Origin of the sequence: Vibrio sp. 10N.286.48.F5, assembly GCF_041469785.1 — a bacterium.
GTDB lineage: Bacteria > Pseudomonadota > Gammaproteobacteria > Enterobacterales > Vibrionaceae > Vibrio > Vibrio crassostreae_C.
This window is the reverse complement of the sequence record NZ_JBFRLG010000034.1, coordinates 17,512-44,226: the sequence shown is the minus strand read 5'-3', so window position 1 is coordinate 44,226 and position 26,715 is coordinate 17,512. Positions and strand designations below refer to the sequence as shown.

At 45.3% G+C, this 26,715-nt stretch carries 23 protein-coding genes and 1 tRNA gene; 13 read left to right on the top strand and 11 right to left on the bottom strand.

The features are described 5' to 3' along the window. Nucleotides 1-80 precede the first annotated feature (80 nt). Both glnE and AB4185_RS18255 read right to left on the bottom strand, forming a co-directional pair. Nucleotides 81-2,930: a bifunctional [glutamate--ammonia ligase]-adenylyl-L-tyrosine phosphorylase/[glutamate--ammonia-ligase] adenylyltransferase gene (gene glnE / locus AB4185_RS18260; RefSeq protein WP_372115699.1), complete on the bottom strand. Its 2,850-nt coding sequence runs from the start codon at nt 2,928-2,930 to the stop codon at nt 81-83. 225 nt (nt 2,931-3,155) lie between these two features. Further along, nucleotides 3,156-4,412 (bottom strand): methyl-accepting chemotaxis protein, encoded by a 1,257-nt coding sequence (locus AB4185_RS18255; RefSeq protein ID WP_017061421.1) that lies wholly within the window; start codon nt 4,410-4,412, stop codon nt 3,156-3,158. A 97-nt stretch (nt 4,413-4,509) separates the two neighbouring features. Here AB4185_RS18255 and AB4185_RS18250 point away from each other — a divergent pair, with 97 nt between their 5' ends. Continuing rightward, nucleotides 4,510-5,259 (top strand): ion transporter, encoded by a 750-nt coding sequence (locus tag AB4185_RS18250; protein WP_017061420.1) that lies wholly within the window; start codon nt 4,510-4,512, stop codon nt 5,257-5,259. Between the two features lie 51 nt (nt 5,260-5,310). On the opposite strand, the gene AB4185_RS18245 is transcribed toward AB4185_RS18250, so the two are convergent. Next, entirely contained in the window at nt 5,311-6,828 is a 1,518-nt protein-coding gene (locus tag AB4185_RS18245; protein WP_017062915.1) for an inorganic triphosphatase, read from the bottom strand. A 207-nt stretch (nt 6,829-7,035) separates the two neighbouring features. Between AB4185_RS18245 and AB4185_RS18240 the strand changes: the two genes are divergently transcribed. The 3 genes from AB4185_RS18240 (at nt 7,036) to AB4185_RS18230 (ending at nt 9,924) form a co-directional block, all read left to right on the top strand. Next, a complete protein-coding gene (locus AB4185_RS18240; protein ID WP_010434644.1) occupies nt 7,036-7,716 on the top strand; it encodes a TIGR00153 family protein in 681 nt (226 codons plus the stop codon). Nucleotides 7,717-7,844: 128 nt separating this feature from the next. Next, complete coding sequence (locus AB4185_RS18235) at nt 7,845-9,107, top strand: inorganic phosphate transporter (protein ID WP_017061418.1); 1,263 nt, start codon at nt 7,845-7,847, stop codon at nt 9,105-9,107. A gap of 205 nt (nt 9,108-9,312) precedes the next feature. After that, nucleotides 9,313-9,924, top strand: coding sequence for a TIGR04211 family SH3 domain-containing protein (locus AB4185_RS18230; protein ID WP_017062917.1), 612 nt, complete (start codon nt 9,313-9,315; stop codon nt 9,922-9,924). Between the two features lie 105 nt (nt 9,925-10,029). Here the strand turns inward: AB4185_RS18230 and AB4185_RS18225 are convergent, their stop codons facing one another. Next, nucleotides 10,030-11,022 carry a general secretion pathway protein GspB gene (locus AB4185_RS18225; protein ID WP_017061416.1) on the bottom strand — a complete coding sequence of 331 codons (993 nt, stop codon included), beginning with the start codon at nt 11,020-11,022 and terminating at the stop codon, nt 10,030-10,032. Continuing rightward, on the bottom strand, nt 11,022-12,692 hold the full coding sequence (locus tag AB4185_RS18220; RefSeq protein WP_229647471.1) for an ExeA family protein: 1,671 nt from the start codon (nt 12,690-12,692) through the stop codon (nt 11,022-11,024). Before AB4185_RS18220 ends, AB4185_RS18225 begins: the two co-directional genes overlap by 1 nt. 36 nt (nt 12,693-12,728) lie before the next feature. Here AB4185_RS18220 and AB4185_RS18215 point away from each other — a divergent pair, with 36 nt between their 5' ends. Then, on the top strand, nt 12,729-14,045 hold the full coding sequence (locus AB4185_RS18215) for a multifunctional CCA addition/repair protein (protein WP_102428402.1): 1,317 nt from the start codon (nt 12,729-12,731) through the stop codon (nt 14,043-14,045). A 91-nt stretch (nt 14,046-14,136) separates the two neighbouring features. Here AB4185_RS18215 and AB4185_RS18210 read toward each other — a convergent pair whose 3' ends face one another. From AB4185_RS18210 to folB, 3 genes are read right to left on the bottom strand one after another with little or no spacing between them, the layout of a single operon-like run. Then, the gene (locus AB4185_RS18210) at nt 14,137-14,940 is read right to left on the bottom strand and encodes an undecaprenyl-diphosphate phosphatase (RefSeq protein ID WP_010434624.1); all 804 of its coding nucleotides are present in this window, start codon (nt 14,938-14,940) and stop codon (nt 14,137-14,139) included. A gap of 15 nt (nt 14,941-14,955) precedes the next feature. Continuing rightward, entirely contained in the window at nt 14,956-15,438 is a 483-nt protein-coding gene (gene folK, locus AB4185_RS18205) for a 2-amino-4-hydroxy-6-hydroxymethyldihydropteridine diphosphokinase (protein WP_017062921.1), read from the bottom strand. Further along, nucleotides 15,435-15,794, bottom strand: coding sequence for a dihydroneopterin aldolase (gene folB, locus AB4185_RS18200; RefSeq protein WP_372135737.1), 360 nt, complete (start codon nt 15,792-15,794; stop codon nt 15,435-15,437). The genes folK and folB overlap by 4 nt, the downstream gene beginning before the upstream one ends. A 138-nt stretch (nt 15,795-15,932) precedes the next feature. On the opposite strand from folB, the gene plsY reads away from it, so the two are divergent. Continuing rightward, on the top strand, nt 15,933-16,529 hold the full coding sequence (gene plsY / locus AB4185_RS18195; RefSeq protein WP_004735970.1) for a glycerol-3-phosphate 1-O-acyltransferase PlsY: 597 nt from the start codon (nt 15,933-15,935) through the stop codon (nt 16,527-16,529). A gap of 43 nt (nt 16,530-16,572) precedes the next feature. Here the strand turns inward: plsY and AB4185_RS18190 are convergent, their stop codons facing one another. Both AB4185_RS18190 and tsaD read right to left on the bottom strand, forming a co-directional pair. Then, nucleotides 16,573-17,388, bottom strand: coding sequence for an alpha/beta fold hydrolase (locus AB4185_RS18190; protein WP_372135736.1), 816 nt, complete (start codon nt 17,386-17,388; stop codon nt 16,573-16,575). Nucleotides 17,389-17,494: 106 nt separating this feature from the next. Further along, nucleotides 17,495-18,511 carry a tRNA (adenosine(37)-N6)-threonylcarbamoyltransferase complex transferase subunit TsaD gene (gene tsaD, locus AB4185_RS18185; RefSeq protein ID WP_017061410.1) on the bottom strand — a complete coding sequence of 339 codons (1,017 nt, stop codon included), beginning with the start codon at nt 18,509-18,511 and terminating at the stop codon, nt 17,495-17,497. 258 nt (nt 18,512-18,769) lie between these two features. Between tsaD and rpsU the strand changes: the two genes are divergently transcribed. From rpsU to AB4185_RS18160, 5 genes are all read left to right on the top strand, one after another. Further along, nucleotides 18,770-18,985 (top strand): 30S ribosomal protein S21, encoded by a 216-nt coding sequence (rpsU, locus tag AB4185_RS18180; RefSeq protein ID WP_004396009.1) that lies wholly within the window; start codon nt 18,770-18,772, stop codon nt 18,983-18,985. Between the two features lie 25 nt (nt 18,986-19,010). Then, nucleotides 19,011-19,454, top strand: a complete 444-nt coding sequence (locus tag AB4185_RS18175) for a GatB/YqeY domain-containing protein (RefSeq protein ID WP_017061409.1) — start codon at nt 19,011-19,013, stop codon at nt 19,452-19,454. 119 nt (nt 19,455-19,573) lie between these two features. Then, nucleotides 19,574-21,325, top strand: coding sequence for a DNA primase (dnaG, locus tag AB4185_RS18170; RefSeq protein WP_017069474.1), 1,752 nt, complete (start codon nt 19,574-19,576; stop codon nt 21,323-21,325). 99 nt (nt 21,326-21,424) lie between these two features. Then, nucleotides 21,425-23,269, top strand: coding sequence for an RNA polymerase sigma factor RpoD (gene rpoD, locus AB4185_RS18165; RefSeq protein ID WP_017061407.1), 1,845 nt, complete (start codon nt 21,425-21,427; stop codon nt 23,267-23,269). A gap of 163 nt (nt 23,270-23,432) precedes the next feature. Next, nucleotides 23,433-23,508 (top strand) — tRNA-Ile (locus AB4185_RS18160). An 883-nt stretch (nt 23,509-24,391) separates the two neighbouring features. Here AB4185_RS18160 and AB4185_RS18155 read toward each other — a convergent pair. Further along, the gene (locus tag AB4185_RS18155) at nt 24,392-24,955 is read right to left on the bottom strand and encodes a hypothetical protein (protein WP_372135735.1); all 564 of its coding nucleotides are present in this window, start codon (nt 24,953-24,955) and stop codon (nt 24,392-24,394) included. A gap of 168 nt (nt 24,956-25,123) precedes the next feature. On the opposite strand from AB4185_RS18155, the gene AB4185_RS18150 reads away from it, so the two are divergent. Both AB4185_RS18150 and AB4185_RS18145 read left to right on the top strand, forming a co-directional pair. Continuing rightward, complete coding sequence (locus AB4185_RS18150; RefSeq protein ID WP_372135734.1) at nt 25,124-25,486, top strand: hypothetical protein; 363 nt, start codon at nt 25,124-25,126, stop codon at nt 25,484-25,486. Between the two features lie 9 nt (nt 25,487-25,495). Then, the gene (locus AB4185_RS18145) at nt 25,496-26,674 is read left to right on the top strand and encodes a tyrosine-type recombinase/integrase (protein ID WP_372135733.1); all 1,179 of its coding nucleotides are present in this window, start codon (nt 25,496-25,498) and stop codon (nt 26,672-26,674) included. The last annotated feature ends 41 nt before the right edge of the window (nt 26,675-26,715 follow it).

Here is a 26,715-nt window from a genome sequence, read left to right as displayed (position 1 = left end):
CTGATTACAGTGGCTAAACTATAGATAAATGGGTAAAAGCTTATCAAGATAGACACAGCAGCCACTACGCAATGGCTGGGTTACGCTTCCATCCACTGCTTCCATGCTTGCACGACATGCTCTCTTTCCATTTCAAACTTATCGATCGCCACATCCGCATCAAGGTTAAGTAGATTACGGTGGTGGATTTCATCCCTTAATGTGGTGTACGCATTGGTCAATGCCATACCTTGTTGCTCGTCCATTATTCCTTGCGACAACAAGCTTTCAAAGATTCTCACATTGTCACACCAACGAGTAAGCTTTGGCTTCTCATTACTGTATCTAAGCACTAAATATTGCGCTAAGAATTCAATATCGGTAATACCACCCGCATCTTGTTTAAGCATGAATCTATCGACTTTTTTACCGCCTAAATGGCCGCGCATTTTTTCACGCATATCCACAACTGACTTTTTGAGTGTTGCCTCATCTCGTGGCAAGCACAAAACCTCATGCCTAGTTTTGTTAAACGCAGATACCAATAAGTCATCACCGTAAATCATACGAGCACGAGTGAGGGCCTGGTGCTCCCATGTCCACGCGTCATTGTGCTGATACTCGTCAAAGGCATCGGTTGGACTCACCAATAGACCAGATGCACCAGAAGGGCGTAGGCGAGTATCGACTTCGTACAAAATGCCAGAAGCAGTTCTGGTCGAGAAAATATGAATAATACGCTGCGCTAATCTTAAGTAGAATTGGCGTCCATCGATCTCTTTCTTTCCATCAGTATAGATGTGTACCGGGCAGTCGTGCATGAACACGATATCAAGATCGGAGTTATAACCAAGCTCCCAACCACCGACTTTGCCATAACCAACGACAGCAAAACCGCGACCTTCGCGATCTTTAACATGGGTCGGTTCACCAAACTTGGCGGATACTTGTAACCAAGCTTGATTGACCCCCGCCTCCACAATGGCTTCTGCTAAGTAGGTCAGGTGATCACTGACCTTCATGACAGGTAGAGCACCCGCAATATCCGCGGCTGCAATTCTCAATATACAGGTCTGCTTAAACTGACGCAGACCTTCCATCTGTTGCTCCATATCATCTTCAGGGATACGGGCTAGATAATCACGCAACTCGGTCTTGTAAGACTCTAAAGGCACGGGATTGTAGAGTTGCTGAGGGTCGATAAGTTCATCTAACAGAATTGGATAACGACCCAACTGCTCCGAAATCATCGGGCTTGCCGTACACAGGCGAACTAGCTGAGTCAACGCGGCAGGGTGTTCATCTAGTAGTTCAAGGTAAGTGGTACGCGTAACGATTTTATGCAGCAGATGCAGTACTCGCGACAAACCAAACTCGGCATCCTTAGCGGTGTACAGCGCTTGAAACACTTTCGGCATCAGTCGATTGAGGACTTCCCGCCCACGAGGGCCAAGAGTCTTTTTAGCCAAATCGGCTTTAAACTGAATGATCGTTTTCGCCGCATCAGGCGGGCTCGCGACCGCAATGTCGTGTTCCAACACGTGCTCAATTACATCGGGTTTATGGGCCATATCCCACAACTCGCTAAAGTGGCTCGCGATCGGATTAGCGTCATCTTCATCAACGCCAATTAGGTCTTCGAACACGGTATGTACATTCGCCATATGGGCGCGAGTTGCCACAATCAAGCTATCCCAATCGGAAAATTGCATGGCAACCGCAAGCTGCAGTTGTTCGAATTCACCGTCAGGTAAGGTTTGAGTTTGCTTATCAGCCATGGCTTGTAACAGGTTCTCAAGGCGACGCAAAAACAGATAAGCTTCACGTAGGTGCCCCACCTCTTCAGACTCTAGCAGATGAAGGGATTCAATCGCACTTAAGGTTTCGAGTAACCCTCGACCGCGTAAGCTAGGCTCGCGTCCACCACGAATCAATTGGAAGACTTGTGCGATAAACTCAACTTCACGAATACCACCAGAGCCAAGCTTGATGTTGTTCGAGAGACCACGACGACGCACTTCGCTGCTGATCATAGACTTCATTCGGCGCAGAGATTGAATCGCACTAAAATCAATATAACGGCGGAACACAAACGGGCGTAGCATTTGGCGAAGCTCTTGATACTCAGGGTACATCTCACTGCCCATCACACGCGCTTTGACCATAGCGTAGCGTTCCCAATCGCGACCTTGTTCTTGATAGTAATCTTCTAGCGCAGCGTAACTCATGACCAGTGGACCACTCTCACCGAATGGACGCAGGCGCATGTCTACTCGATAACAGAATCCATCGAAGGTTTGCTGATCAAGCGCCTTAATAATACGTTGCCCGAGACGTGTAAAGAACTGCGCATTGGCAATGCTGCGTCTTGCACCTTGGGTTTCACCATTCTCTGGGTAGGTGAAGATCAGATCGATATCGGAAGAGAAGTTAAGCTCACCGCCCCCTAGCTTGCCCATACCAATGATCAACATCGGCTGTGCTTCGCCTTGTTCATTACAAGGTGTGCCCCACTCTTTACAACAAATATCGTACTGCCATTGGTAGGTTTCGAAGATCATCGCCTCAGCCAACATCGATAGATGATTTAGGCTCTGCTCTAGCTCCCACGAACCCATAAAATCACGCCAAGCAATGTAGGTCATTTCTCGATTTCGGAATTGACGCAGCACGCGCTGACCGCTCATTTCATCGGTGCAACTAGAAAGTAATTCAGCCAAGCGTTCTCGGTATCCTTCAGCGCGTTCTTCGCATGCCAACATATTAGGTAAGTCACCACATAAAACCGTATCACGCTGCAGGCAATCACCAATAAAACAGCTTAAACCGAGTACACGTTTAAGATCTTCAGTCAGTGGCTCAGACCAAGTATTGATGGCTTCACTTTGATGCTCTAATAATTGCTCAAAAGCAGACTGGGAGTGAGTGATGAGTTGAGAAGGCAATGGCATGTTTCTTCCTTGTATAAGCTGCGCGCCGAACAATCGGTTTATCGATTCAGTTCTTCAATAACGAGTTTTCATAACTAAAGATAAGTTATACCAAAGTTACGCCAATAAAAAACGCCCACATTAGCAATGTGGGCGTTTTATCGATTAACTTATCTGGTTGAGCTTACAACCGAGAAACAGTCTCTGGGAATTAGCCTTTGACGGATGAAGATTGGGTGCTGAGGACTAAACCTTAAATTGCTTAATCTTACCGTCGAGTTCTTGCGCGTTACTTTCCATAAGCTGAGAGGTCTCGAGCAGTTCACCAACCACCACAACTGAAGCTTCAACAAGCTCGCGTACATTGGTCAGGTTGACGCTCATCTCTTCAGCAACACTGCTCTGTTGGCCTGCAGCGGTCGCGATCTGGAAGTTCATATCATTGATTTGATTGACTTGGCTTACAATGCCGTCAAGCTCACTTCCCGCGTTAGTCACCAGATCAACACCTTCAGCCGCTTCAACAACACTCTTCTCCATCAGTTCTACCGCAGAGTTAGCGCTGCTTTGTAGATGACTGATCATGTCTTGAATCTCTACCGTCGCTTGCTGAGTGCGCTGTGCAAGGTTACGAACCTCATCAGCAACAACCGCAAAACCACGACCCGCTTCACCGGCACGTGCCGCTTCAATTGCAGCGTTCAATGCTAGTAGGTTTGTCTGTTCTGAAATGCCTTGGATAGTACCAACCACACTGCCAATTGAGTCAACGCGTTCTTCTACTTGGTTTACCGCTGCTGCAGATGCTGCGATATCTGAAGATAGCTCACTCATCTTAGACACTGATCCTTGAACGAACTTCTGACCAGTAAGAGCTTGGCCTGATGCCTGTTCCGTCAATGACGAAGCGCTTTGTGCATGCTCAGCGACAGTTTGCACCGTCGACGTCATCTCACTCATTGCTGTTGCCAGTTGATCGATCTCGTTGAACTCTTCTTGAGCTGACTCTTTGGTTTCAGACATGCTGATGGTCATCACTTCCGTCAGAGCAAACAGCTCATCAGAAGAGGCCACCTGAGTTTTGATCATGTCGTTCAGTTGGACGCGAGTTTTTTCAAGTTCGCGTGCCACATCGCCGTATTCATCTTTACAGTCCATTTGAATCGGCACTGATAAGTTCTTGTCGGCCATGGTTTTAATGGCGTCATTAAGGTATTGAGTCTGGCGCAGCATAACGCGCGCCGCTGCTAACAGAAGAACCACAAACACAATGATCATCAAGGCTGTTTGCCAAGCCACTTGAACTAGGTAAGTCTCGTAATGCTGTTGTGCGACTTGCGCATTGTTCGTTACAGCAAGCAATGAATCGTAAAACGTACTTGCGTCCCATAGCTGCTTCGAAATGATCAAGATAGTGCTGAATATCATCAACATGACCATTTTTGGAACGAGACGAACGTCAGAGATTACCCTTTCCCACGGCTTGAATGACAGTTTAGTCATTGTCAGTTCTCCATTAATTCTTATATATTGATGGCTTCTATATCCGCGAGTTGGCTATGTCAGTCAAAGTTCGCGATTTATTTTGAGCCTCGTATGAATGTTGAATAATACCAAAGACGCCACCAAGCCGATGAGCTTATTGTCACTGATTCTCTCTTTCTTAGCGTTATTTGTGATCTCAGGCTTATTGTTCGTACCGATCGATAAAGAATCGAAACAAGTCCTTATCGGCCTCGATTTTATAATCTGTAGTGTTTTTCTTTTTCAGCTCACAATTGATCTATTTAGATCACAAAACAAAAAAGAATTTCTAAAAGTACACTGGATCGATTTCTTAGCAAGTATCCCAATGATCGAGCCTCTTCGTTTCGCCCGTATTTTTCAAATTCTGCGAGTCATCTTAGTTCTGCGTTCAAGTAAACGTATTTTCAGAGAGTTATTTCGTAATAGGAAAGAGACCACTTTCGCTTCCATCATTCTGCTTTTGGTGATCTTACTGACTATCGGTGCTGGCACGATCCTGCTATTGGAACACAAAGATCCGAACGCCAACATCACTACAGGTCATGATGCTTTATGGTGGGCGTTTGTGACCATCAGTACTGTGGGTTATGGCGACCATTACCCAGTGACAACTTCCGGTCAGTTAGTGGCTTCAATGGTGATCATCTGTGGTGTCGGTGTGTTTGGTATGATTTCAGGCTTGATTACTTCTTTGATCACCTCCCCAACTCATCATGAGAATCTACGAGCGGAAAACAAAGAGAAACACCTTGAGAAGATCATCGAGCAGCAACAGAAAATCTTAGAGCGACTCGAAAAACTTGAGCAACAAACAAAAAAATAGGGCCGGAGCCCTATTTTCAAATTCATACTTCTATTGATACAGGTATCGAGTTTAGTCTTGCCAGTATGGCTCAACCTCAACACTGATTTGGCGTGTCTGTTCCATCGCATGCAGAATGGACACTTCTTGACGAGCCAACCAGCGCTCTAGCTGAACCTTCTCATCGCCTTCTAACTTCTCAGTTAACGGCTCTAATGTTTTAAGTGCCAGCAAATCATCAATACCTTGTACCATGTCAGCCCATGGCAAACGGAAGCTGTTACGCTCTTCATCGTCATACAAGCTCGCAAAACCCACACCAGAGTATAGATTGCGCATCAAACGGTATTGCTGATCAATATACGCTTGGCTAGTCATCACACGTTCAGGTGGGAAAGCTTCCATCAAGTCCGCCCATGTGCGATCAAGCTGCTTCACCGAAAACCATTCGATACCACTAGCCATTTGCTCACGTGCTTTTTCATCTAGGAAAGGCTGCCAACCACGAGACAGAATCCAACGGCTCAGGTCTAGCAATAAACCTGTGTAACGAGCCGAACTCAGCAAGGTAAGCAGCTCTTCACGATCTGGAAGTTGCTCTTGCATCTCTTTCAGCTCAGCGACTAAGAACTTACGCGCATCGAGTTTACGCAGCACATGGCCTTTATCTTCCAGCAAATCTTCGAAGTGGTCATAGCTTTTTAGCCACTCAAGCTCTTGCTCAAGCCACTTTAACTCTTGACGTAAAATCGCACTTGCTCGTCTTGGAACAATGCCGCCATAGATAGTGAAAGTTTGGCGAATAAAACTCAGCGAGTGACTGATCTCATGCAAAGCTTCAATCGATTGACGCTCTGTGAAAATCTGCTCGTGATAGTGCCAATGAGCGAGAGCATGCTCTAAAGATTGAATAAAACACGATTCAACGGTATCACTTTTGTCAGTATCAACTAAGGTCAAAGGAGTAACTTCATCTCCTTGATAACCTTGAGCAAGACGGTAACCCTTAGCTGCTTTACTTAGGTTACCCAAACGCATGCCACCTTGTTCGCAGAATTGGCGAGACAATGTAAATAGCGCATCCGTTTGACCGGATTTAAGTTCCAATTCGACTTCGCAAATCGGTTCTTGCAGGTCGCCTGATTCAACAAAGCCTTGATCGAATGCGACCTCGACTTGGCTACCATCAGGCATACCAATCAACCACTGCTCACGCGTGAAGTTGGTAGAGAACAGAGGAGTCAGCTCAGCTTGCAACGTTTCGATGTCTTTACCTGCTGGCCAGATATCCTCTGGGTGCAGGGCTAACTTAGGTTCGTTGCTGTCGTGTTCTGCATTGTATTCAGGCCTTTGATGCAGGCCAGCAACCACACGACCAGCAGTCTTTACGGTTTGTACAAATACGTCATCAAAGCGTCGAATGCGTAAGCCTGTATCGTGCTTACGTAGCCAGTTGTCAGCGGTGTCAAAGTAGATGTTACCTAGCTCACGACAACTGTGCTGAAGTACTTTAGTTTCAGCAATTTTATTGCGTAAAGTCTCTGAAAATTCAGGAGAAACAAAAAACTTCAGTTCTATCTCGGTTTCCATAGTTATACCTTTCTGTGAAGATAGGGACAGGATATTGCCAATTTGAAAAGTCGGCAAGTCAGAAATATCGCCCTTATGATGATCTAAAACAGTTTTAATGAGAGATTGATTAGGTTAACATGCGCGACTTTGTAGCCATCGCTTAACATTTCACCATGAATATGGTGTATGTTGTTTTAAGGTTATTATTTATTAGGTTGGATGACCATGCCAGTAAATACAATTATGGGGTTATTTGCAAAGTCCCCAATTAAACCTTTGCAGCGTCACGTAGTATGCGTGAACGAATGTTGTTCTCACCTAGTTAATTTCTTTGAAGTTTCTTCAAAAGGTGACTGGGAAAAAGCATCAGAAATTCGAGCTCAAATTTCTCACCTTGAGAAAGAAGCTGACGTACTAAAACGTGAAATTCGCCTTAAACTTCCTCGTGGTTTGTTTATGCCAGTTGATCGCACCGATATGTTGGAGCTATTAACTCAACAAGACAAACTCGCAAACCTAGCGAAAGACATTGCTGGCCGTGTATATGGTCGTCAACTTGTCATTCCTGCTCCTATGCAAGAAAACTTCATCGCTTACGTTAAACGTTGTCTAGATGCAGCGAACCAAGCACAAAACGTAATCAATGAATTAGACGAATTACTTGAGACTGGCTTTAAAGGCCGTGAAGTAACACTCGTTGCCGAAATGATTCATCAATTAGATGTAATTGAAGATGACACGGATGCGATGCAGATCGAACTACGCCAACAACTAATGGCAATTGAAGGCGATCTGAATCCAGTTGATATCATGTTCTTATACAAAATTCTTGAATGGGTTGGTGGTATTGCAGATCAAGCACAGCGTGTAGGCGCTCGTCTTGAAGTAATGCTTTCTCGATCTTAAATCATACGTTAACCATATAACGAAGAGCATTTTTTGAACAAACCACTTATGCGCTGAGTATTCCTCTCGCTGAGCGGTTTTTTGCGTCTAAATTTGTTCCGCTTGTTATCAAACAACTAGGTATTACGATGGATATCCTTGCTAACTACGGCACTGTCCTGATTATTGTTGCAGCAGCTTTCGGTTTCTTGATGGCTATTGGTATTGGTGCAAATGACGTTGCGAACGCAATGGGCACCTCAGTAGGCTCTAAAGCTTTAACCGTTAAACAAGCGATCATTATCGCAATGATCTTTGAATTCGCAGGTGCTTACCTTGCGGGCGGCGAAGTAACAGACACGATCCGTAAAGGTGTTATCGAAACGTCTCTATTCGCTCATCAACCAGATGTACTTGTGTACGGCATGATGTCAGCACTTCTTGCTGCTGGTACATGGCTACTTCTCGCTTCTTACATGGGCTGGCCGGTTTCTACGACTCACTCAATCATCGGTGCAATCATCGGTTTTGCGTGTATTTCTGTAGGTACTGAAGCTGTAGACTGGAACAGTGTTCAAGGTATTGTGGGTAGTTGGATTATCACACCCGTTATTTCCGGCTTCTTCGCTTACGTCATATTTGTAAGTGCTCAACGACTGATTTTTGATACAGAGAACCCGCTATTTAACGCGAAACGCTTTGTACCGGTATACATGTTCATTACAACAATGGTAATTGCACTTGTAACCATCAAGAAAGGCCTTAAGCACGTTGGTCTTCACCTAAGCAACACTGAAGCATGGGTTTGGGCTGCTGGCGTTTCTGCGCTTGTAATGATCGGCGGTTACCTATACATCCAGAAGAAATTCGCTAACCGCGAAGAAGACCACGGCTTTGCAGGTGTTGAAGGCATCTTCTCTGTACTCATGGTTATCACAGCTTGTGCGATGGCATTTGCACACGGTTCAAACGACGTTGCGAACGCGATTGGTCCACTGTCTGCTGTTGTATCAACCGTTGAGCACATGGGTGAAATCACAGGTAAGAGTACTATCGCATGGTGGATTCTTCCTCTAGGTGGATTCGGTATCGTTGTTGGTCTTGCAACAATGGGTCATAAAGTAATGGCAACCGTTGGTACTGGTATTACAGAACTAACACCAAGCCGTGGCTTTGCTGCACAACTTGCAACTGCATGTACGGTTGTACTAGCTTCAGGTACTGGCCTTCCAATCTCTACTACACAAACACTCGTTGGTGCTGTTTTAGGTGTTGGTTTTGCTCGTGGTATCGCAGCACTAAACTTAGGCGTTGTACGTAATATCGTGGCTTCTTGGATTGTGACACTACCTGCAGGTGCTCTACTTGCTGTTGTGTTCTTCTACGGAATTCAAGCTGCGTTTACTATGTAATCGCGACTGCGTTAGTGAATACTAGCGTCAGAACAGTGTGAGCTTCAGTAACGATATGTAAATGCCATGTCATTATTGACTCAAACGCACAGAAAGGGAGGCTTTGCCTCCCTTCTTTGTTGCACCGCATAAAGAAACTAAATATTATTTGCTGATTGAGGCTGACTCATACGCCTACCCAATTTGAATCGTTAAGGGATTTACTGTGAAAAAACTGATTAGCTTAGTTTTGTTCGCAATGCTTGCGGCTCCAGCTGCCTTTGCACAAGACCGTTATATTGCTGACAAACTATTTACTTATATGCATTCTGGCCCAAACAACACATTCCGTATCATCGGTAGTGTTGATGCTGGTGAAAAGATTACATTCCTACAAACTAACAAGAGTACGGGTTACACCCAAATTCAAGACAACCGTGGCCGTAAAGGTTGGGTTGAAAGCAAGTTTGTAAGCACTCAAGAAAGCATGGCACTGCGTATGCCTAAGCTAGAGAAAGAGCTGACGGAAGTTAAAGGCAAGCTAGCGAATGCTCGTCAGAGTGCTGACAGCGAAAAAGCTGGCCTAGCAAGCTCTCTAGATTCTCGTAACAAGCAGATTGCTGAACTAGAACAGAACTACAGTGAAATTAGCCAACAGCTAACGAGTTCTCAAACAGAGAACCGTGAACTGCGCGCTAAGCTAGACACTCAAAAAGACGACCTACTATTGAAGTACTTCATGTACGGTGGTGGTGTTGCGGGTATTGGTCTACTTCTAGGCCTTGTTCTGCCACACATCATGCCTCGTCGCAGAAAATCACCAAACGGTTGGGCGTAGACGTAACGCTTGTATTAGGTACAGTAAATTCAGTATCGAAGATCAAAAAGGAGCACCGAGGTGCTCCTTTTTATTTGTCTGTTATCTAGATACCTTTAGAGCTCGCTAGCCTTTCCACTCGTACAGAGCTGGGATTTCTATCTTCTGCTGATTGAACTCTATGATCACCGATTGTGGCTTAATCTCCAGCAATTGAATGTCTTGTCCAATCCAATCTCCTTGCGCCACTTCTTGACCGTTCACTTTTACCCAACGCTTGGTTTCGCTGCTCGAGTACATATGGGTTTGTAGGTCTAACTTAGGAAGGACGCCTGATAAGCTATTGGTGTGCGTTTCCAACTCAATGACCTGAGAACCCCTTTGCCCTGAGGGTCTAGAATCCATCGGCTCAGGAGCGCTTTGTTGCTCCCCCATAATGGATTCAAGCTTCAATGCCAAATCAGGTGGCAACTCACTGAGGTCTAGCCCTTGCAGCAGATCACTGTCCGATTGTAAGTCACTATTTGATTGCTGATCAGTGCTTGATTGCAGAGCAGTCGTTTCATCACTCGCGCCTGGCTGAACGGATGACGATTCAGAACTGGCTGTCATTTGAGTGTTGTTATCAGCATTAGCGAAGATCACTGCTGAGCCACCAGCGGTGTTTGCACGATTAGCGCCAGAATCAATCTGTGCATACATCTCTTGGCGTGGCAATGCTTTCAACGGTTGGCTCGCCGGTGCAGGGCGAACGGTGAACAAGGCATCTTCTTCCTCAGACACGGCATCCATGCTTGCTATATCAGCATCCGCAATTTCAGGCTCAATGTCTGATTCGGTTTTAAATTCTGGCAGAGCGACATTGGCAGCTTGGTTCACGGCTTCTTGTTGTTGGATATACGATTGATAAGCCAAGACGCCACCCACCAACAAAGAAGGAACCAAGATTAAGAGTAGCCCCATCGCTAACGATGAACCTCGCTTGTTGCTCATCCCTTTTGCAGAATTAGGAACATGATGATTCTGGTAGCCTTTGAAGCTTGGTTTGCTAAGAGAGTGCTGATTAATAGAAGATGGCTTGTGAGACGGCTGTTTAAGTTCGTGCATAATACGTGACATTAGCTTTCGCCCCCTTCTAGTGACATCAGCTTAGGCGAATCGAGTTGAGCTAATCTCTGCAATCTTGCTAAGGTGCGCTTACCTGCAATGCCATCAACAGACATACCTTGCCACGTTTGAAATGCTTCGATTTTCATTTTTAACTCATAATCAAATACATCACTACCGGAAACAACCTCTCCTAATACTTCAGAAAGCAGTAGATCAAGCAAAGCAACCGCTTCACCTTGATAGCCCTCTTTAAGGGTCTCTCGCAGCGGCTGCTTCCAAATAGCGACGTAATCGCCTTGCCAGATTTGCTCTAAGGATTGCTTCGGCATCACCAACAGCTTTTCATTAACCAGCAACTCGACAGAATCCTTAGACACGCCATACAGCACAGCAAACACTGGTTTTTGGTCTATGTCGAGATTAAGTACCACAGGAACACCAAGTTCTAACAAGGTATCCAAACTGGCCTGCTGCTGCTCACACACAAAAACACTTTGTGGCTCACTTAAGCACAATCCATCACGCAGTGAAGATTGATATCCCCACAGCGTATACAAGTCTTTGATAGCGAGAGAACGATTGGTCCCCTGCATCAAATGTTGTTGAATGTGTTGTGGCAATTCAAACTTGGCAGGTTTTGGCTCAGCAACCAACTTAGGAACATCTGATACCAAAGAACGCTGAGTACGTGCTAACACTTCCGTCTTTGCTTCATTTGATGCATCCGTAGGCAACCAAGCATTGATATAGCTTGGAGCGAAGTTAAAGGTCGCTATTGCAAGACCAACGCTTAACGTCGCAATCCCTGCGTATTGGAATAACTTAGGCGCGACACGAGAAGTTAGAGCTTTCTCGACGTGATACACATCGGCCTGAAAGGACATAACCTGCTGACACGCTCGGTTAACCGTTTCATTGCTCGGTAGCTGCTCACCGTCATGAAAAGCCAACTGCAGTGCTTTATCACACACCAAGTTAATGAGCCTTGGAATACCATGCGTATATTGAGCAATCAGCTTGATAGAACGGTTCGAAAACAACATCTGCTCGCCACCCGCCGTCTCCAAACGAAACGCGATGTACTTGCCCGTTTCTTCGGTATTAAGAGGCAGTAAGTGATAACGACCAGTAATGCGCTGTGCTAGCTGACGTAGCTGCGTGGTTTGTAAGTGCTGTTGTAATTCCGGCTGGCCGACCAACAGTACTTTTAACAGCTTACGATTGTCGGTTTCCAAGTTTGTTAGAAGGCGTAACTGCTCCAACACATCGGCAGCGAGGTGTTGGGCTTCATCGATCACCAATAGGGTTTGAATGCCTTCGGCATGGCTATCAAGTAGAAAATAATGAATAGCCTGACTGAGCTGTTTCAACGATGCTTGTTCTGGGTACTCGACCTCAAACTCATCGCAGATAGCTTCTAGTAAATCCGTATTTGAAAACGTAGGGTTAAGTATAAGGCCAGCCTGAGTATGACTATCCAATGAAGACAACATCGCCTTAGCGACCGTTGTTTTCCCTGTACCAACCTCACCAGTAAGCATCGCAAAGCCCCCACCCTCGCCTAAACCGGCTTGTAGGTTCTGCATCGCTTCTTGATGGCGCTGACTCAAAAACAAGTAGCGAGAATTTGGTACAATCGAAAATGGCATCTCAACGAAGCCAAAATATTCCTTATACATGTGCTGCCCTATAATTACGATTAATGGAAAGTACCATTGCTTGCAGTAAAGTCCAGCAGTGATAAAACATTTCGAGGTGATAAGTTGCAAATATACGATAGCCTACCAAAAGACAATGGGCTACAGCGCTACCTAGTCGGTGGAGCGGTGCGCGATAAGCTGCTCAACATTGATAGCTATGATAGAGATTGGGTTGTGGTAGGGAGTACCCCTCAAGAGATGGAAAACCTTGGCTTTACTGCAGTGGGCAAAGACTTCCCCGTATTCTTACACCCAAAAACCAAAGAAGAGCACGCACTGGCTCGCACCGAAAGAAAGTCAGGTTCGGGTTACACAGGTTTCGAATGTTACTTCGCGCCAGACGTGAGTTTGGAAGAAGATCTCATGCGTCGAGATTTGACCATCAACGCCATTGCTCAAGACGATAAAGGCCAGCTTTACGATCCTTACCATGGCCAAAAAGATCTCTCTGATCGTATTCTAAGGCACGTCTCGGACGCTTTTGTTGAAGATCCTCTTCGTGTGCTGCGTGTGGCTCGCTTCGCCGCCAAACTCCATCACCTCAACTTTACGGTTGCACCAGAAACCATGGTGATGATGAGCGAGATAGTTCAATCCGGTGAACTGGCACATCTCACTGCCGAACGAGTTTGGCAAGAGTGGCATAAATCCCTTAGTACTCCGCACCCTGAAGTATTCCTTTCGATACTTAAAGAGTGTGGTGCATTGGCTGTTGTGTTGCCTGAAATTGACGCGCTGTTTGGTGTACCTCAACCGGAAAAGTGGCACCCTGAGATCGACACGGGCATTCACACTCTGATGGTTGCTCAGCAAGCTGCGCGATTAAGCTCATCGTTACCCGTGCGTTTTGCCGCTCAAGTACATGATTTAGGTAAAGGCGTCACGCCAGAAAGCGAGTGGCCAAGCCACAAAATGCATTGCCATACAGGCTTAAAAATCATTAAGAAGCTGTGTGAAAGAGTCAGAGTGCCCAATGAATTCAGAGACCTTGCGTTGTTAGTGTGCGAGCAACATTCTAATATCCACCGCGCAGGCGAGCTCAAACCAACCACCTTTCTCAAGGTTCTCAACAAGTTCGATGTTTGGCGTAAGCCAGATAGGCTCGACGATATACTACTTTGCTGCCAGGCCGACCACGCAGGCCGAAAAGGATTAGAAGATCAGCCTTATCCTCAAAAAGCGCGCTTTGAAGTCGCCTACCAAGCGGCGCTTCAAGTCGAAGTAAAAGCGATCATTACCGATGGTTTTAAAGGCAAAGATATTCGAGAAGAACAAGAGAAACGCAGAGCCATCGCAATTGAAAACGCCCTATCAGAACTCGCTAGCAGTTAATCGTCGCCGCTCTACCTAAAACGTATAAAAAGCCCGCAGTTAAGCGGGCCTTTTGTTTCAATTCTTACAGCGAGACCGTTGCCTGTGTCTGTTACTGCATCATTAAGAAAGCAAACAGACCACAACCTAGAATCAGGCGGTAGATAACGAACGGTGTCATGCCCATACGAGAGATAAGCTTCAAGAAAAAGTGGATACAGATGTAAGCACTGATGAAAGACACCGCAACGCCCGTTAGCAAAGTGCCAACATGGATTGGATCACCGCTTGTCACCAACTTAAGACCTAAATAACCACCAGCCAGAGTGATGATTGGGATAGACATCAAGAAAGAGAATCGAGCCGCCGCTTCACGTGTGAAACCAAGGTAAAGCGCCGCGGTAATGGTTGCGCCAGAACGAGACGTGCCCGGAATGATCGCCATTGCTTGAGCAAGACCAATAAACAGCGCCTTTTTCCAACCCGCTTGGTATTCGTCATCGCGCAGGCTTGAGTTCTTGTCCACCCACCATAACAATAGACCAAAGATAATCGTTGTCGTCGCGATCACCCACGCACTGCGTAAGTAAAGCTCAACAATATCTTTCATCAACAAGCCAAAGATACACGCAGGAATCGTCGCGAGAATGATCATCCACGCTAACTTCGCTTCTTTACTACGATCGCCTTTAAACACTGAACCAAAGAATGCGCTCAACAGAGAGACCACTTCTTTACGGAAATAGATAACAACAGCTGCCAAAGTACCAACGTGGACAGCAACATCAAAAGCCAAACCTTGATCTTCCCAGCCTAAAACAGCTGAAGGAAGGATTAGGTGTGCAGAACTGGAAATAGGTAAAAACTCTGTAAAGCCTTGCACCAACGCCAATATAAACGCTTCAAAATAACTCATTACTTACCTTAAAAATTATAGTTTTATATCTACGACAGAGAGCGAGTCTAATTGCTGCATCTTCTGCCATATTTCACTGACGGTTCTTCCGTCTTGCGGGATCACTCGCGCAGGACAAAGATCATAAAGCGGCTGTGTTACAAAAGGATATTTGTAGATATCACTGCGTGGTAATTCTGGTTCACACTCAGAAACCTCCTCTCCAAACAGCACAATATCAAGATCGAGTTTTCGATCTTGTAGTTTGTGCGCATCTTGAGAGCGACCCCATTTAAACTCAATTTTACGCAGCTGCTGTGAAAATTCAGTCAATGAGAGTGACGTGTCGAGCTCTATCACAAAGTTATAAAACGGATGGCTATTAAAACCGACGGGCTCACAGTGATAGATTTTAGAGCATTTAAGGTTAGTCCCTAACGATTGAAGCTCTGTCCATGCCACCCTTGCATGCTTGTCGCGGTCTATGTTCGTGCCAACACCAACATAGGCTACTGTCATGCTTGACCTCGTTCGATGATCACACCAACGGCTTTTGCTTGTGGCACTGCGCCAGGTTTAGCCAATCGGATTTTAATCCACGGCACAGAGAACTGAGTCATAATAAGCTCTGCGACTTCTTCAGCAACACGTTCTACGAGTAGAAAACGGCCATTTGCAATGTGCTCAAGTACTGCACTGCTCACTTTCGAATAATCCAAAGCATCAACCACATCATCACTCTTGCCTGCTGGGCGGTTGTCATGAGCCATTTCAATATCAAGCACCAGTTTCTGTTTGATCTCTTGCTCCCAATCGTAAACACCGATCGTTGTAATTACTTCTAGCTGCTCAATGAAAACTTTATCCAGTGCCATGACTTGTCCTTTTAGAGGTCGGATACCCAAATTGGGGAAAAAAACGTATTATTTGCGTAATTCGAGATATGATATCAATTACTCTTGGATTGAGCATTATTTTCCCATCGTTAGGCGTATAACCGTTAAAGGACAGACATGACCCCATTGGCACTTATCATGATCATTGCTGCCTACTTACTAGGTTCAATCTCTAGTGCGGTCTTGATATGCCGAGTTTTGAGGCTCCCAGATCCTCGAACAGTAGGTTCTAACAACCCAGGAGCAACCAATGTCCTGCGTGTTGGCGGTAAAGGCGCCGCTGCAGCCGTGCTACTTTGTGACATGCTTAAAGGCACCATTCCAGTCTGGCTTGGCTACTACCTCAACATCGACTCGATCATTTTAGGCGTCGTGGCGATTGCTGCATGCCTTGGTCATATGTACCCAATATTCTTCCACTTTAAAGGTGGTAAAGGCGTCGCAACGGCACTCGGAGCCATCGCCCCAATTGGATTTGATCTAACGGGCATGATCATGGCGACTTGGTTGGTTGTGGCATTTTTGTTTCGTTATTCTTCTTTAGCGGCACTGGTTACTGTGTTGCTCGCACCTTTCTACGCTTGGTTAGTCAAACCTCAATACACACTGCCTGTAGCCATGTTGTGTTGTTTGATCGTGTTGCGTCACCATCAGAATATCCGCCGCCTACTCGATGGCAGCGAACCAAAACTCGGACAAAAAAAATCGGCTTAAACTGTCACGTCTAAGCCGAACCATAATATTCAGTATTTAAAGCTTATAGCAGATGTTTATCTAAAAACGTCTTCAGCATTGTGTTCACAAACTCTGGTTGCTCTAACGAGCTAATATGACCTGCGCCAGGAATCACCACTAACTCACTGCCCGTAATGCAATCGTGCATTAAGTATGACTCAAGTACCGGACGTGGTTTATCTTCTTGTCCTACAGCAATCAAAACAGGCAGAGCAAAGTTCTCTACCGATTCAATCATATCGCGACGTCCAAACACCATTCGACCAATTCGTGCCACTTCTTCAGCGTTGTCACCCTCAAGAGCAGACAACTGCTGAGTAAACCCTTCCACTAAAGCTGGCGTGTTGGTTTGCGTATCATTAGCGAAGAACAGTGGAACAACCGCTTCAACAATTGGCTGAGGAACCGTCTTGGTTTGAGTGATGGTATCTAACATGCTGAAGTACTTTGCGTGAGCAACTTCTGGTTCTAAACCCACAAAAGTATCCATTAGAACCAAAGACTTAATACGTGCAGGTGCAAGCTCCGCTAACTCAGTCCCCCACATACCGCCAACCGATAAGCCAACCACTGAGAATTCTTCGATCTCTAAATGATCAAGCAGAGCCAAAACGTGCTGAGCGTAATCTTTCAAGTTACGCATCGAAGTGGGTGCTGCTTGAGATTCACCATGAGACCAAAGCTCTGGAACAAGACAGCGATACTGAGTTTTTAACGCTTCGATCTGCGGCTTCCACATTGCACTATCCCAAAGGTAGCTGTGGCCGAGTACAACAACAGGGCCTTGACCTTCATCTAGGTACGCCATCGATTGATTGTCTACTGTGAACTTGTTCATTTTCTTCCCTAATCTCTATCAGCAATTATTTATCGACATACAGTCGGTAAGCTAGGATATAAAAACGGCCGCACAAGGCGACCGTTTATCGAAACACTATAGTCAATTACGCAATTGGCTCTAGCTGGTCAATAGGCCAACGCGGTGTGGCATGAACAGACAAATCAGCCGTTTCGCCATTCTTTAGGCGCTGCATGCCCGCATAAGCGATCATCGCACCGTTATCTGTACAGAACTCAGTGCGTGGGTAGTACACCTCACCACCGACTTTCTTAGCAAGCGCCTCAAGCTCAACGCGCAGTTGTTTGTTGGCACTTACACCGCCAGCAATCACTATACGTTTCATGCCCGTTTCAACCAAGGCACGCTTGCACTTGATTACTAAGGTTGCACAAACGGCTTCTTGAAACGCGTAAGCAATATCAGCACGAGTTTGGTCATCATTATCGTTATCACGAATGGTATTCGCTGCGAACGTCTTCAGACCAGAAAAGCTCATATCTAAACCCGGACGATCGGTCATTGGACGCGGGAACTTAAAACGACCCGGAGTGCCTTTTTCCGCCAAACGAGATAACAGTGGACCACCAGGGTAATCTAAGCCCATCAGTTTCGCGGTTTTATCAAACGCTTCACCCGCTGCATCATCAATCGATTCACCAAGGATTCGGTATTCACCAATACCTTTCACTTCTACCATCATGGTATGGCCGCCAGAAACCAGCAGAGCCACAAATGGGAATGGTGGTGGGTTATCTTCTAGCATTGGCGCAAGAAGGTGACCTTCCATATGGTGAACAGGCACTGCAGGCACTCCCCACGCATAAGCAATACTGCGACCAATCGTTGCACCAACCAGCAGTGCACCCACTAAACCAGGGCCAGCCGTGTAAGCCACACCATCAATGTCTTTCGACGTTAGGTTCGCTTCAGCTAATGCCGCTTTAATAAGAGGAATTGTTTTTTTCACGTGGTCACGTGAAGCTAGCTCAGGTACCACACCACCGTAATCGGCGTGCAGCTTTACTTGGCTATATAATTGATGAGAAAGCAGCCCTTGCTCATCATCATAAATCGCGATTCCTGTTTCATCACAAGAGGTTTCAATACCAATAATGCGCATAATTTTCTCGGCACGCTTTCGTCTAAAATGGGAAATTAGCGCAATATTACCCTGCCTAAGCTCTTCAAACAAATATTGTACAGACTATAATCGACAAAGTGCTTTACAAAGCCACTGTGATCGGATTAAAATTCCGCACCATTTTTGATCAAGCTGGTTAATGGCCAAACGCGAATAGAGAGTTAGCTCGATGGGTAACTTCTCTGATTTGGTACTGAGTAGCCAGCGATAATGAATAACCCCTGAGGTGAAAGGCATATGCCAATAGTTAAAGTACGTGAAAACGAACCGTTCGACGTTGCACTACGTCGTTTCAAGCGCTCTTGTGAAAAAGCAGGTATCCTTTCTGAAGTTCGCCGTCGCGAGCACTACGAAAAGCCAACTACAGTTCGCAAACGCGCTAAAGCAGCAGCTCAAAAGCGTCACGCTAAGAAGCTAGCTCGCGAAAACGCACGTCGCGTTCGCCTGTACTAATAACTTAATCCATAAGGACTGAGTTATGGCTCTTATTGAACAACTCAAAGAAGAGCAAAAATTAGCGATGAAAGCCAAGGACAAACCGCGCCTTGGCACTATCCGCTTAGCTCTTTCAGCAATTAAGCAACGTGAAGTTGACGAACGGATCACTCTGAACGACGACGACATTCTTGCTGTATTAGTTAAAATGGTTAAGCAACGTCGCGATTCTGTTGCTCAATATGAATCAGCAAATCGTCAAGATCTTGCTGACGTGGAAAAAGCAGAAATTACGGTACTTGAAGGCTTTATGCCTCAACCGCTAAGTGATGAAGAAGTTATTGCACTACTTGATAGCGCAATCGCCGAAGCTCAACCAGCGGGCATGCAAGACATGGGTAAAGTAATGGCTATCTTGAAACCACAAATTCAAGGGCGTGCAGATATGGGGAAAGTTAGTGGTTTAGTTCGTTCTAAACTCGCTTAATCCCAAATCAAATTGCAACAAGCCGTGCAATCCTTCGGAACGCACGGCTTGTTTGTATCTGTAACCTATTCAAACTATTATTATCCACACTCTCAGTTAGTGCATTTTTCTAAGGTTTTATGGCAGGACACATCCCGCGTAGTTTCATCGATGATCTCCTAGCGCGTCTCGACATTGTCGACATTGTGGACGCACGCGTGAAACTTAAGAAAAAAGGCAAAAACTATGGTGCTTGTTGCCCATTCCACAACGAAAAGACCCCTTCTTTTAGCGTAAGCCAAGAAAAACAGTTTTATCACTGCTTTGGTTGTGGCGTACACGGTAATGCTATCGACTTCATTATGGAGTTCGAACGCCTCGATTTTGTTGAAGCTATTGAAGAGCTAGCCTCTTTCTTAGGCCTCGACGTTCCTAGAGAACAGCGCAGCGGCGAGATATCAACAGCACCAAGAGCCAACAGCGAACAAAAACGTAACCTCTACGATTTGATGGGCGGCATCAGTAATTTTTACCGCTCTCAACTGAAAATATCAGCCAACAAACCTGCGATTGATTACCTAAAGAATCGTGGCCTTTCGGGCGAGATCGTCCAGAAGTTTGGTATTGGTTATGTGGCCGATGAGTGGGACTTAGTTCGTAAGAACTTTGGCCAACAGAAAGAAGCCCAAGACATGCTCGTGACTGGCGGCATGCTAATTGAGAACGATAAAGGTAACCGATACGACCGATTCCGTGGACGCGTAATGTTCCCAATTCGTGATCGTCGTGGCCGTGTGATTGGTTTTGGTGGTCGTGTATTAGAAGACGGCACACCAAAATACCTCAACTCACCAGAAACGCCTATCTTCCATAAAGGTAAAGAGCTTTACGGCCTTTATGAAGTGCTGCAAGCCTACCGTGAACCGCCGCAAATACTTGTGGTTGAAGGTTACATGGATGTCGTGGCACTCGCGCAATATGGTGTCGATTACTCAGTAGCATCACTGGGCACCTCGACAACCGGCGACCATGTTCAAATGTTGTTCCGTCAAACCAGCACTGTGGTTTGTTGTTACGATGGTGACCGAGCAGGTAAAGAGGCCGCATGGCGCGCACTAGAAAACGCACTTGAGTACCTGAAAACCGGTAACACGCTTAAGTTTCTGTTCTTGCCCGACGGTGAAGACCCAGACAGCTATATTAGAGAGCATGGCAAAGCCGCTTTTGAACAACTGGTCCACAATGCGACGCCGCTTTCGACCTATTTGTTCGATAACCTGATTGAAATACACAAGTTAAACTTGGGAACAACCGAAGGAAAATCGGCACTGCGTGCACACGCCAGCGCCTTGATTAACAAAATTCCAGACAGTTACTTCCAAGAATTACTCGAAAAACTGCTCGATGAGCGAACTGGATTTGATAATCAATTGCGACGTGCGCGTGTTCATACACAGAACCCGACACCTCAACCGCATAAAGAGCTGAAACGCACTCCAATGCGTGAAGTTATCGCTTTGCTTATCCAAAATCCGAGCTATGCTGATATGGTACCGGATTTATCAAGTGTCAAAGGCTTACAATTGCCTGGGCTAAGTTTATTCGTCGAAGTACTTGATAAATGCCACGCGCATCCCCATATCAACACAGGCCAATTATTAGAGCATTGGCGACACAATAAACATGAGGCTCTTCTGTCTCGTCTCGCGAGCTGGGAAATCCCCCTCGACGAAGACAATCAAGAAGACATATTTTTAGACTCATTGGACAACATACTTGCCCAGTGCGTTGAAAAACAAATTGAAAACCTGCAGGCCAAAGCAAGAAGCGTCGGTTTATCAGCCGAAGAAAAAAGGGAGCTACTAGCTTTAATGCTAGATCTAAAAGCGTAACCCTGTTTGATTAGTCAGCATTTAATAAATTTGTTAACATAATTGGTTTGCATTTGAGAATGCAACGTCCTTCACCAGACCTGAAGTTGGATATCATCTATGGATCAAAATCCGCAGTCACAGCTTAAATTACTTGTTATTAAAGGCAAGGAACAAGGCTATCTGACCTACGCCGAAGTAAACGACCACCTACCTGCAGAAATCGTGGATTCTGAACAGGTAGAAGACATCATTCAAATGATCAACGACATGGGTATCAAGGTAGTTGAAACTGCACCTGATGCTGATGATCTAGCACTTAATGATGACGATGCCAATATAGATGAAGATGCAGCCGAAGCTGCAGCTGCTGCGCTTTCAAGCGTAGAAAGCGAGATTGGCCGTACTACTGACCCAGTTCGTATGTACATGCGTGAAATGGGTACGGTTGAACTACTGACTCGTGAAGGCGAAATCGACATTGCGAAACGTATTGAAGATGGTATCAATACAGTTCAACTATCGGTTGCTGAGTACCCAGGCACTATTCCATACATCTTGGAACAGTTTGACCGCGTACAAGCAGAAGAGATTCGCTTAACAGACCTAATCAATGGCTTTGTTGACCCAGACGACGATGGCACAGCTGCGCCAACGGCGACTCACATCGGTTCAGAACTTGCTGAAACTGATCTGGAAGACGAAGACAAAGAAGACGCTGAAGACGACGAGGAAGAGGAAGAAGAAGATACAGGTATCGATCCTGAGCTTGCTCTTGAGAAGTTCACAGCGCTTCGTACTAGCTACCAGAATCGTCAACTAGCGATCAACGAGTACGGCCATGAAAGCCCGAAAGCAACGCTTGCAACGACAATGATGCAAGACGTATTCAAAGAGTTCCGTCTAACACCAAAACAGTTTGATTACCTAGTAAACGAACTGCGTAACTCTATGGATCGCGTACGTACTCAAGAACGCCTAATCATGCGTCAAACGGTTGAGTACGGCAAAATGCCGAAGAAATCTTTCATTGCTCTATTTACTGGTAACGAATCTAGCGAAGCATGGTTGGATGAAGTTCTTGCTTCAGACAAGCCATACGCAGAAAAGATCAAACGTAACGAGCACGACATCCGTCGCTCTATCCAAAAACTGGATATGATCGAACGTGAAACGTCTCTTACTGTTCAAAGCATCAAAGATATCAGCCGTCGTATGTCTATCGGTGAAGCGAAAGCTCGTCGTGCGAAGAAAGAGATGGTTGAAGCGAACTTACGTCTAGTAATCTCGATTGCTAAGAAGTACACAAACCGTGGTCTACAATTCCTGGATCTAATCCAAGAAGGTAACATCGGTCTGATGAAAGCGGTAGATAAGTTTGAATACCGTCGTGGTTATAAGTTCTCTACTTACGCTACTTGGTGGATCCGTCAAGCAATCACTCGTTCGATTGCCGACCAAGCTCGTACTATCCGTATTCCGGTTCACATGATCGAAACGATCAACAAACTAAACCGTATCTCTCGTCAAATGCTACAAGAGATGGGTCGTGAACCACTGCCGGAAGAACTGGCTGAACGCATGCAAATGCCTGAAGACAAGATCCGTAAAGTACTGAAAATCGCTAAAGAGCCAATCTCAATGGAAACACCAATCGGTGACGACGAAGATTCGCACCTAGGTGATTTCATCGAGGATACAACGTTAGAACTACCTTTAGACTCTGCAACGGCAACAAGCCTACGCGGTGCAACTAAAGACGTTCTTGCTGGCCTAACACCTCGTGAAGCTAAAGTACTGCGTATGCGTTTCGGTATCGACATGAACACTGACCACACTCTTGAAGAAGTGGGCAAGCAGTTCGACGTAACTCGTGAACGTATCCGTCAGATCGAAGCAAAAGCACTGCGTAAACTTCGTCACCCAAGCCGCTCAGAAACTCTGCGTAGCTTCCTAGACGAGTAATCACACACTTTAGTGCGGTTAGCTTTTAAGCATAAATAAGAAAAGGTGAGCGTTGGCTCACCTTTTTTTTATCCGTGTGATTTAAGTGGCTAAGATGTAAGCGGAATTGCCCCTTATAGTGTCTAGACACCATTGAACGCTTCCCCTATAATCTATGCCCTACGGCCCCTTAGCTCAGTGGTTAGAGCGCACGACTCATAATCGTTCGGTCCCCAGTTCAAATCTGGGAGGGGCCACCAAATTCCGATAAGGCTCATGAAGAAATTCATGGGCCTTTATCTTTTCTAGTCCTTTCCATATCCGGTCTTCGATTACTTCCTGTAAGCACGATTCCATTAGCGCCAGTGAAACACTCCACCTAATCACCACAGAACCCGTAAATCTATCTCAGGCTGATATCGACCATCAGTAACCTCTCTCATCTGTACAGCAAGGTTCTTCGCTAAATACATACCACTCAACACCAGAGTAGAACCCCAGAAAAACTTCCCGACTAAACCAACAAAAATATAACCAACATCCTGTCCATTAGCTGAAGTTAATTAATAATAGATATAAATGAGATACCTAAATGGAGTTCTAGCTGAGATCAGTCAGGAGACTCAGCACCGAAGATTAGAACCAGATGACTGTTGAACAATGATGACCAATTACCCTCAGTGGTAATTGGTCTGATATCTCTTAAGTGATTTAGGTTAGTAGTCAGCAGCAGTGAACCTCAGCACCAGAAGCAGCTATTAATCACTGGACTGGTATTCATACTGGAATCGGTAATCTCAACGCTAGGAGTGGTTCTAGGGCGAATCTCGTATGAGTTAGGGCGAGAAGTTGGGTTGAGGGAATGGACTACTGGAATCAGATGGAAATCTAGCGTGGGTATCCCGTCGACGACAGCAAACTGGACAGAAAACCTAAATAGGAAGTTTAAATAGGGTTGATGTCCACTCATTGGGTTCTAAAATCAGGTTGAAAGACCGGACTAGGACCGGACCGACGACGCCGTCGACAAAACCTAGGGAAAGTAATTACTGAAGAAGTCAGGTAGAACAAGGGCTAGAGAGAGATTACAGGGCCAGTCTAGAGAGACCGACCCAGCGACTTAGGATTTTAGGTTGGGGATGGTTACAGATCGAGCATGAAAGATGGTAAGTACACATTGATGTCATTGTTAACTTTGTGCTGCACTTTATCGATGATAGAAAAATCTTCATTTTCGAACCAAATCAAATAAGTATCTGCATTTTCTCTGTGGAATCGTGGCTGAACAATTACCGCATCCGCATAGCTAAGTCCCAATGCATGCCCTATTTCTAAAACGGTTTTATCAGAATTAGAATCCAAAACAGTTAGGGTGATTCCGGTAATACCTTTCTCTTTCCAGCCTCTAAGAAATCCTGACCACAGGTTAGCCTTCAGATTTGATGATTCCTTGAACTTATCGGCGTTCCATACCAAAAAGAGAGATGGCTTATCACTGTAAGTGATACAGACTTCAGCCAGCCGAGTATCCAGTAGAGCAGCTTTAAAAGCCGACTCATTGTTTGGGTTAAAGGTAATGCCAGGCTTACGTTCAGGTGTTTTGGACACTGAATCCAGTAAACGATTAATCACAGTATCTGGGGTGTCAAAGCCTTTCGCTAGCTCGGACAAACGTTCGTATGTTTTTTGGGAAATATCGATCTTCATAAATCACCATAAAATCATAAAAGGAAGAAATACAATCATATATGATTTAATTATGATTTCAATGTTTAATTGATGATTTGTCCAATAAAATGTTTTTGGCTGCACCCGAACCTTCTTGAAAGTCAGACTCATATTAAATTTATGATGTTGATAATAAAGGAGTTAATTGTGTTCAAAATAACCAACCTTCAACAAATCATAACCCTACCAACCACTACTACCCTACAAGAACAAGTCAAAGCCATACTCACCGAACCATTCCACGATGAAACTGAAACCCAGCAGGCATGGGACGAACTGCAATGTGAACTTTGGTTCCTTACTTCAATTACTGACCTAAGCGCTGTCGTTGTCGACGATATTGAACTGCTGAAACGAGCTCTAACCTATATCGAATTCGAAGATGAACTAGATTACGGAGCTTCTATATCCCTAAGCATTGTCGAGGATAACGGCAAGGGTATTTACCTACTGATGCCTAAGACACTCCGTACTGAATTACACCAGCATTTCTCAATCTCTGATGAGTAAGGGGGACTGATGCAATCTCGTAAATTCAAATTCAATAAACGCCAACTTGATTCATTACCGTCGACAAGTCGAAGCAAAGAAACAGAGTATACGGATGAGCTCTGTAGCGGCCTGAAAATAATTATCAACAGACAAGGGAGACGCAGATTCCTATTCAGGTACACCTATTTTGGCAAAAAAAAATCGTTACAAATTGGCGAATATCCAGCGCTAGATATCAATACCGCTAGGCAGATAGCTAATGACCACAAGCGAGAGATAGCTCTGGGTAATGACCCTAAGGCTATGAGGGATGAAAAATCCAATGTACTAACCTTCTTCGAGTTTGCGGAAGAACACTACTTACCCTATGCCCGAATGAACAAACTCACTGCTAAGAATGATATTGGTAACTTAAAGCTTCATTTCTACCCCAAATGGGGCAAGAAAAGTATCACCGATATCAGCCAACAAGACATTCAAAAGCTACTCGATGGGGTCCTAGAAACAAGGAAACCATCAACAGTGAATAGATTACGTTCCTTAGCCCTTAGAATGTTCAGATTAGCGATGGAGTGGGGATTCGTGGACAAGAATCCGGGGCAGTACATAAGGAAGCTTAAGGAGAATAATTTAAGAAACAGATTCCTGAACCGCAAAGAAGTTTCATCTTTCATCAAGGCATGCAACGAGGAACCCAATCGTACTCAAGGCAACGCCTTAAAATTCGCCCTGCTTACCGGAATGAGAATTGGTGAAATTACTAACTCTAAGTGGGACTGTCTTACCGTCGTCGACGACGGCAATTGGAGCCTATTTCTTCCCCACACAAAATCGGGGTTATCAAGGACGGTTTTACTCAATAATTTAGCTAAGGAGGTAATAAATGACCAACGACGATTTCAGATACGTAAGAACCCCTATATCTTTGCCGGAGATGCACCCGGTAGACCTATCGCACATCCAAAGAAGGCATTCGCTCGAATCAAGAAAGCAGCAGGGATCTATGATGACTTCCGTATACATGACTTAAGGCACTCTTTCGCTTCAATTTTAATCAATAGTGGTAACGCTACGCTCTATGATGTTCAGCATCTACTTGGGCATCAGAGCCCTCAAACGTCGACTAGGTATGCTCATTTGGCTAGCTCTAGGCTAAGAGAGGTAAGTGCTAATGTTTCTGAGTTGGTGGGGGATGTGAGTAGTTAGATAAATCTATAAAAAAGTACTAAAAATTAAGCATAAATGGG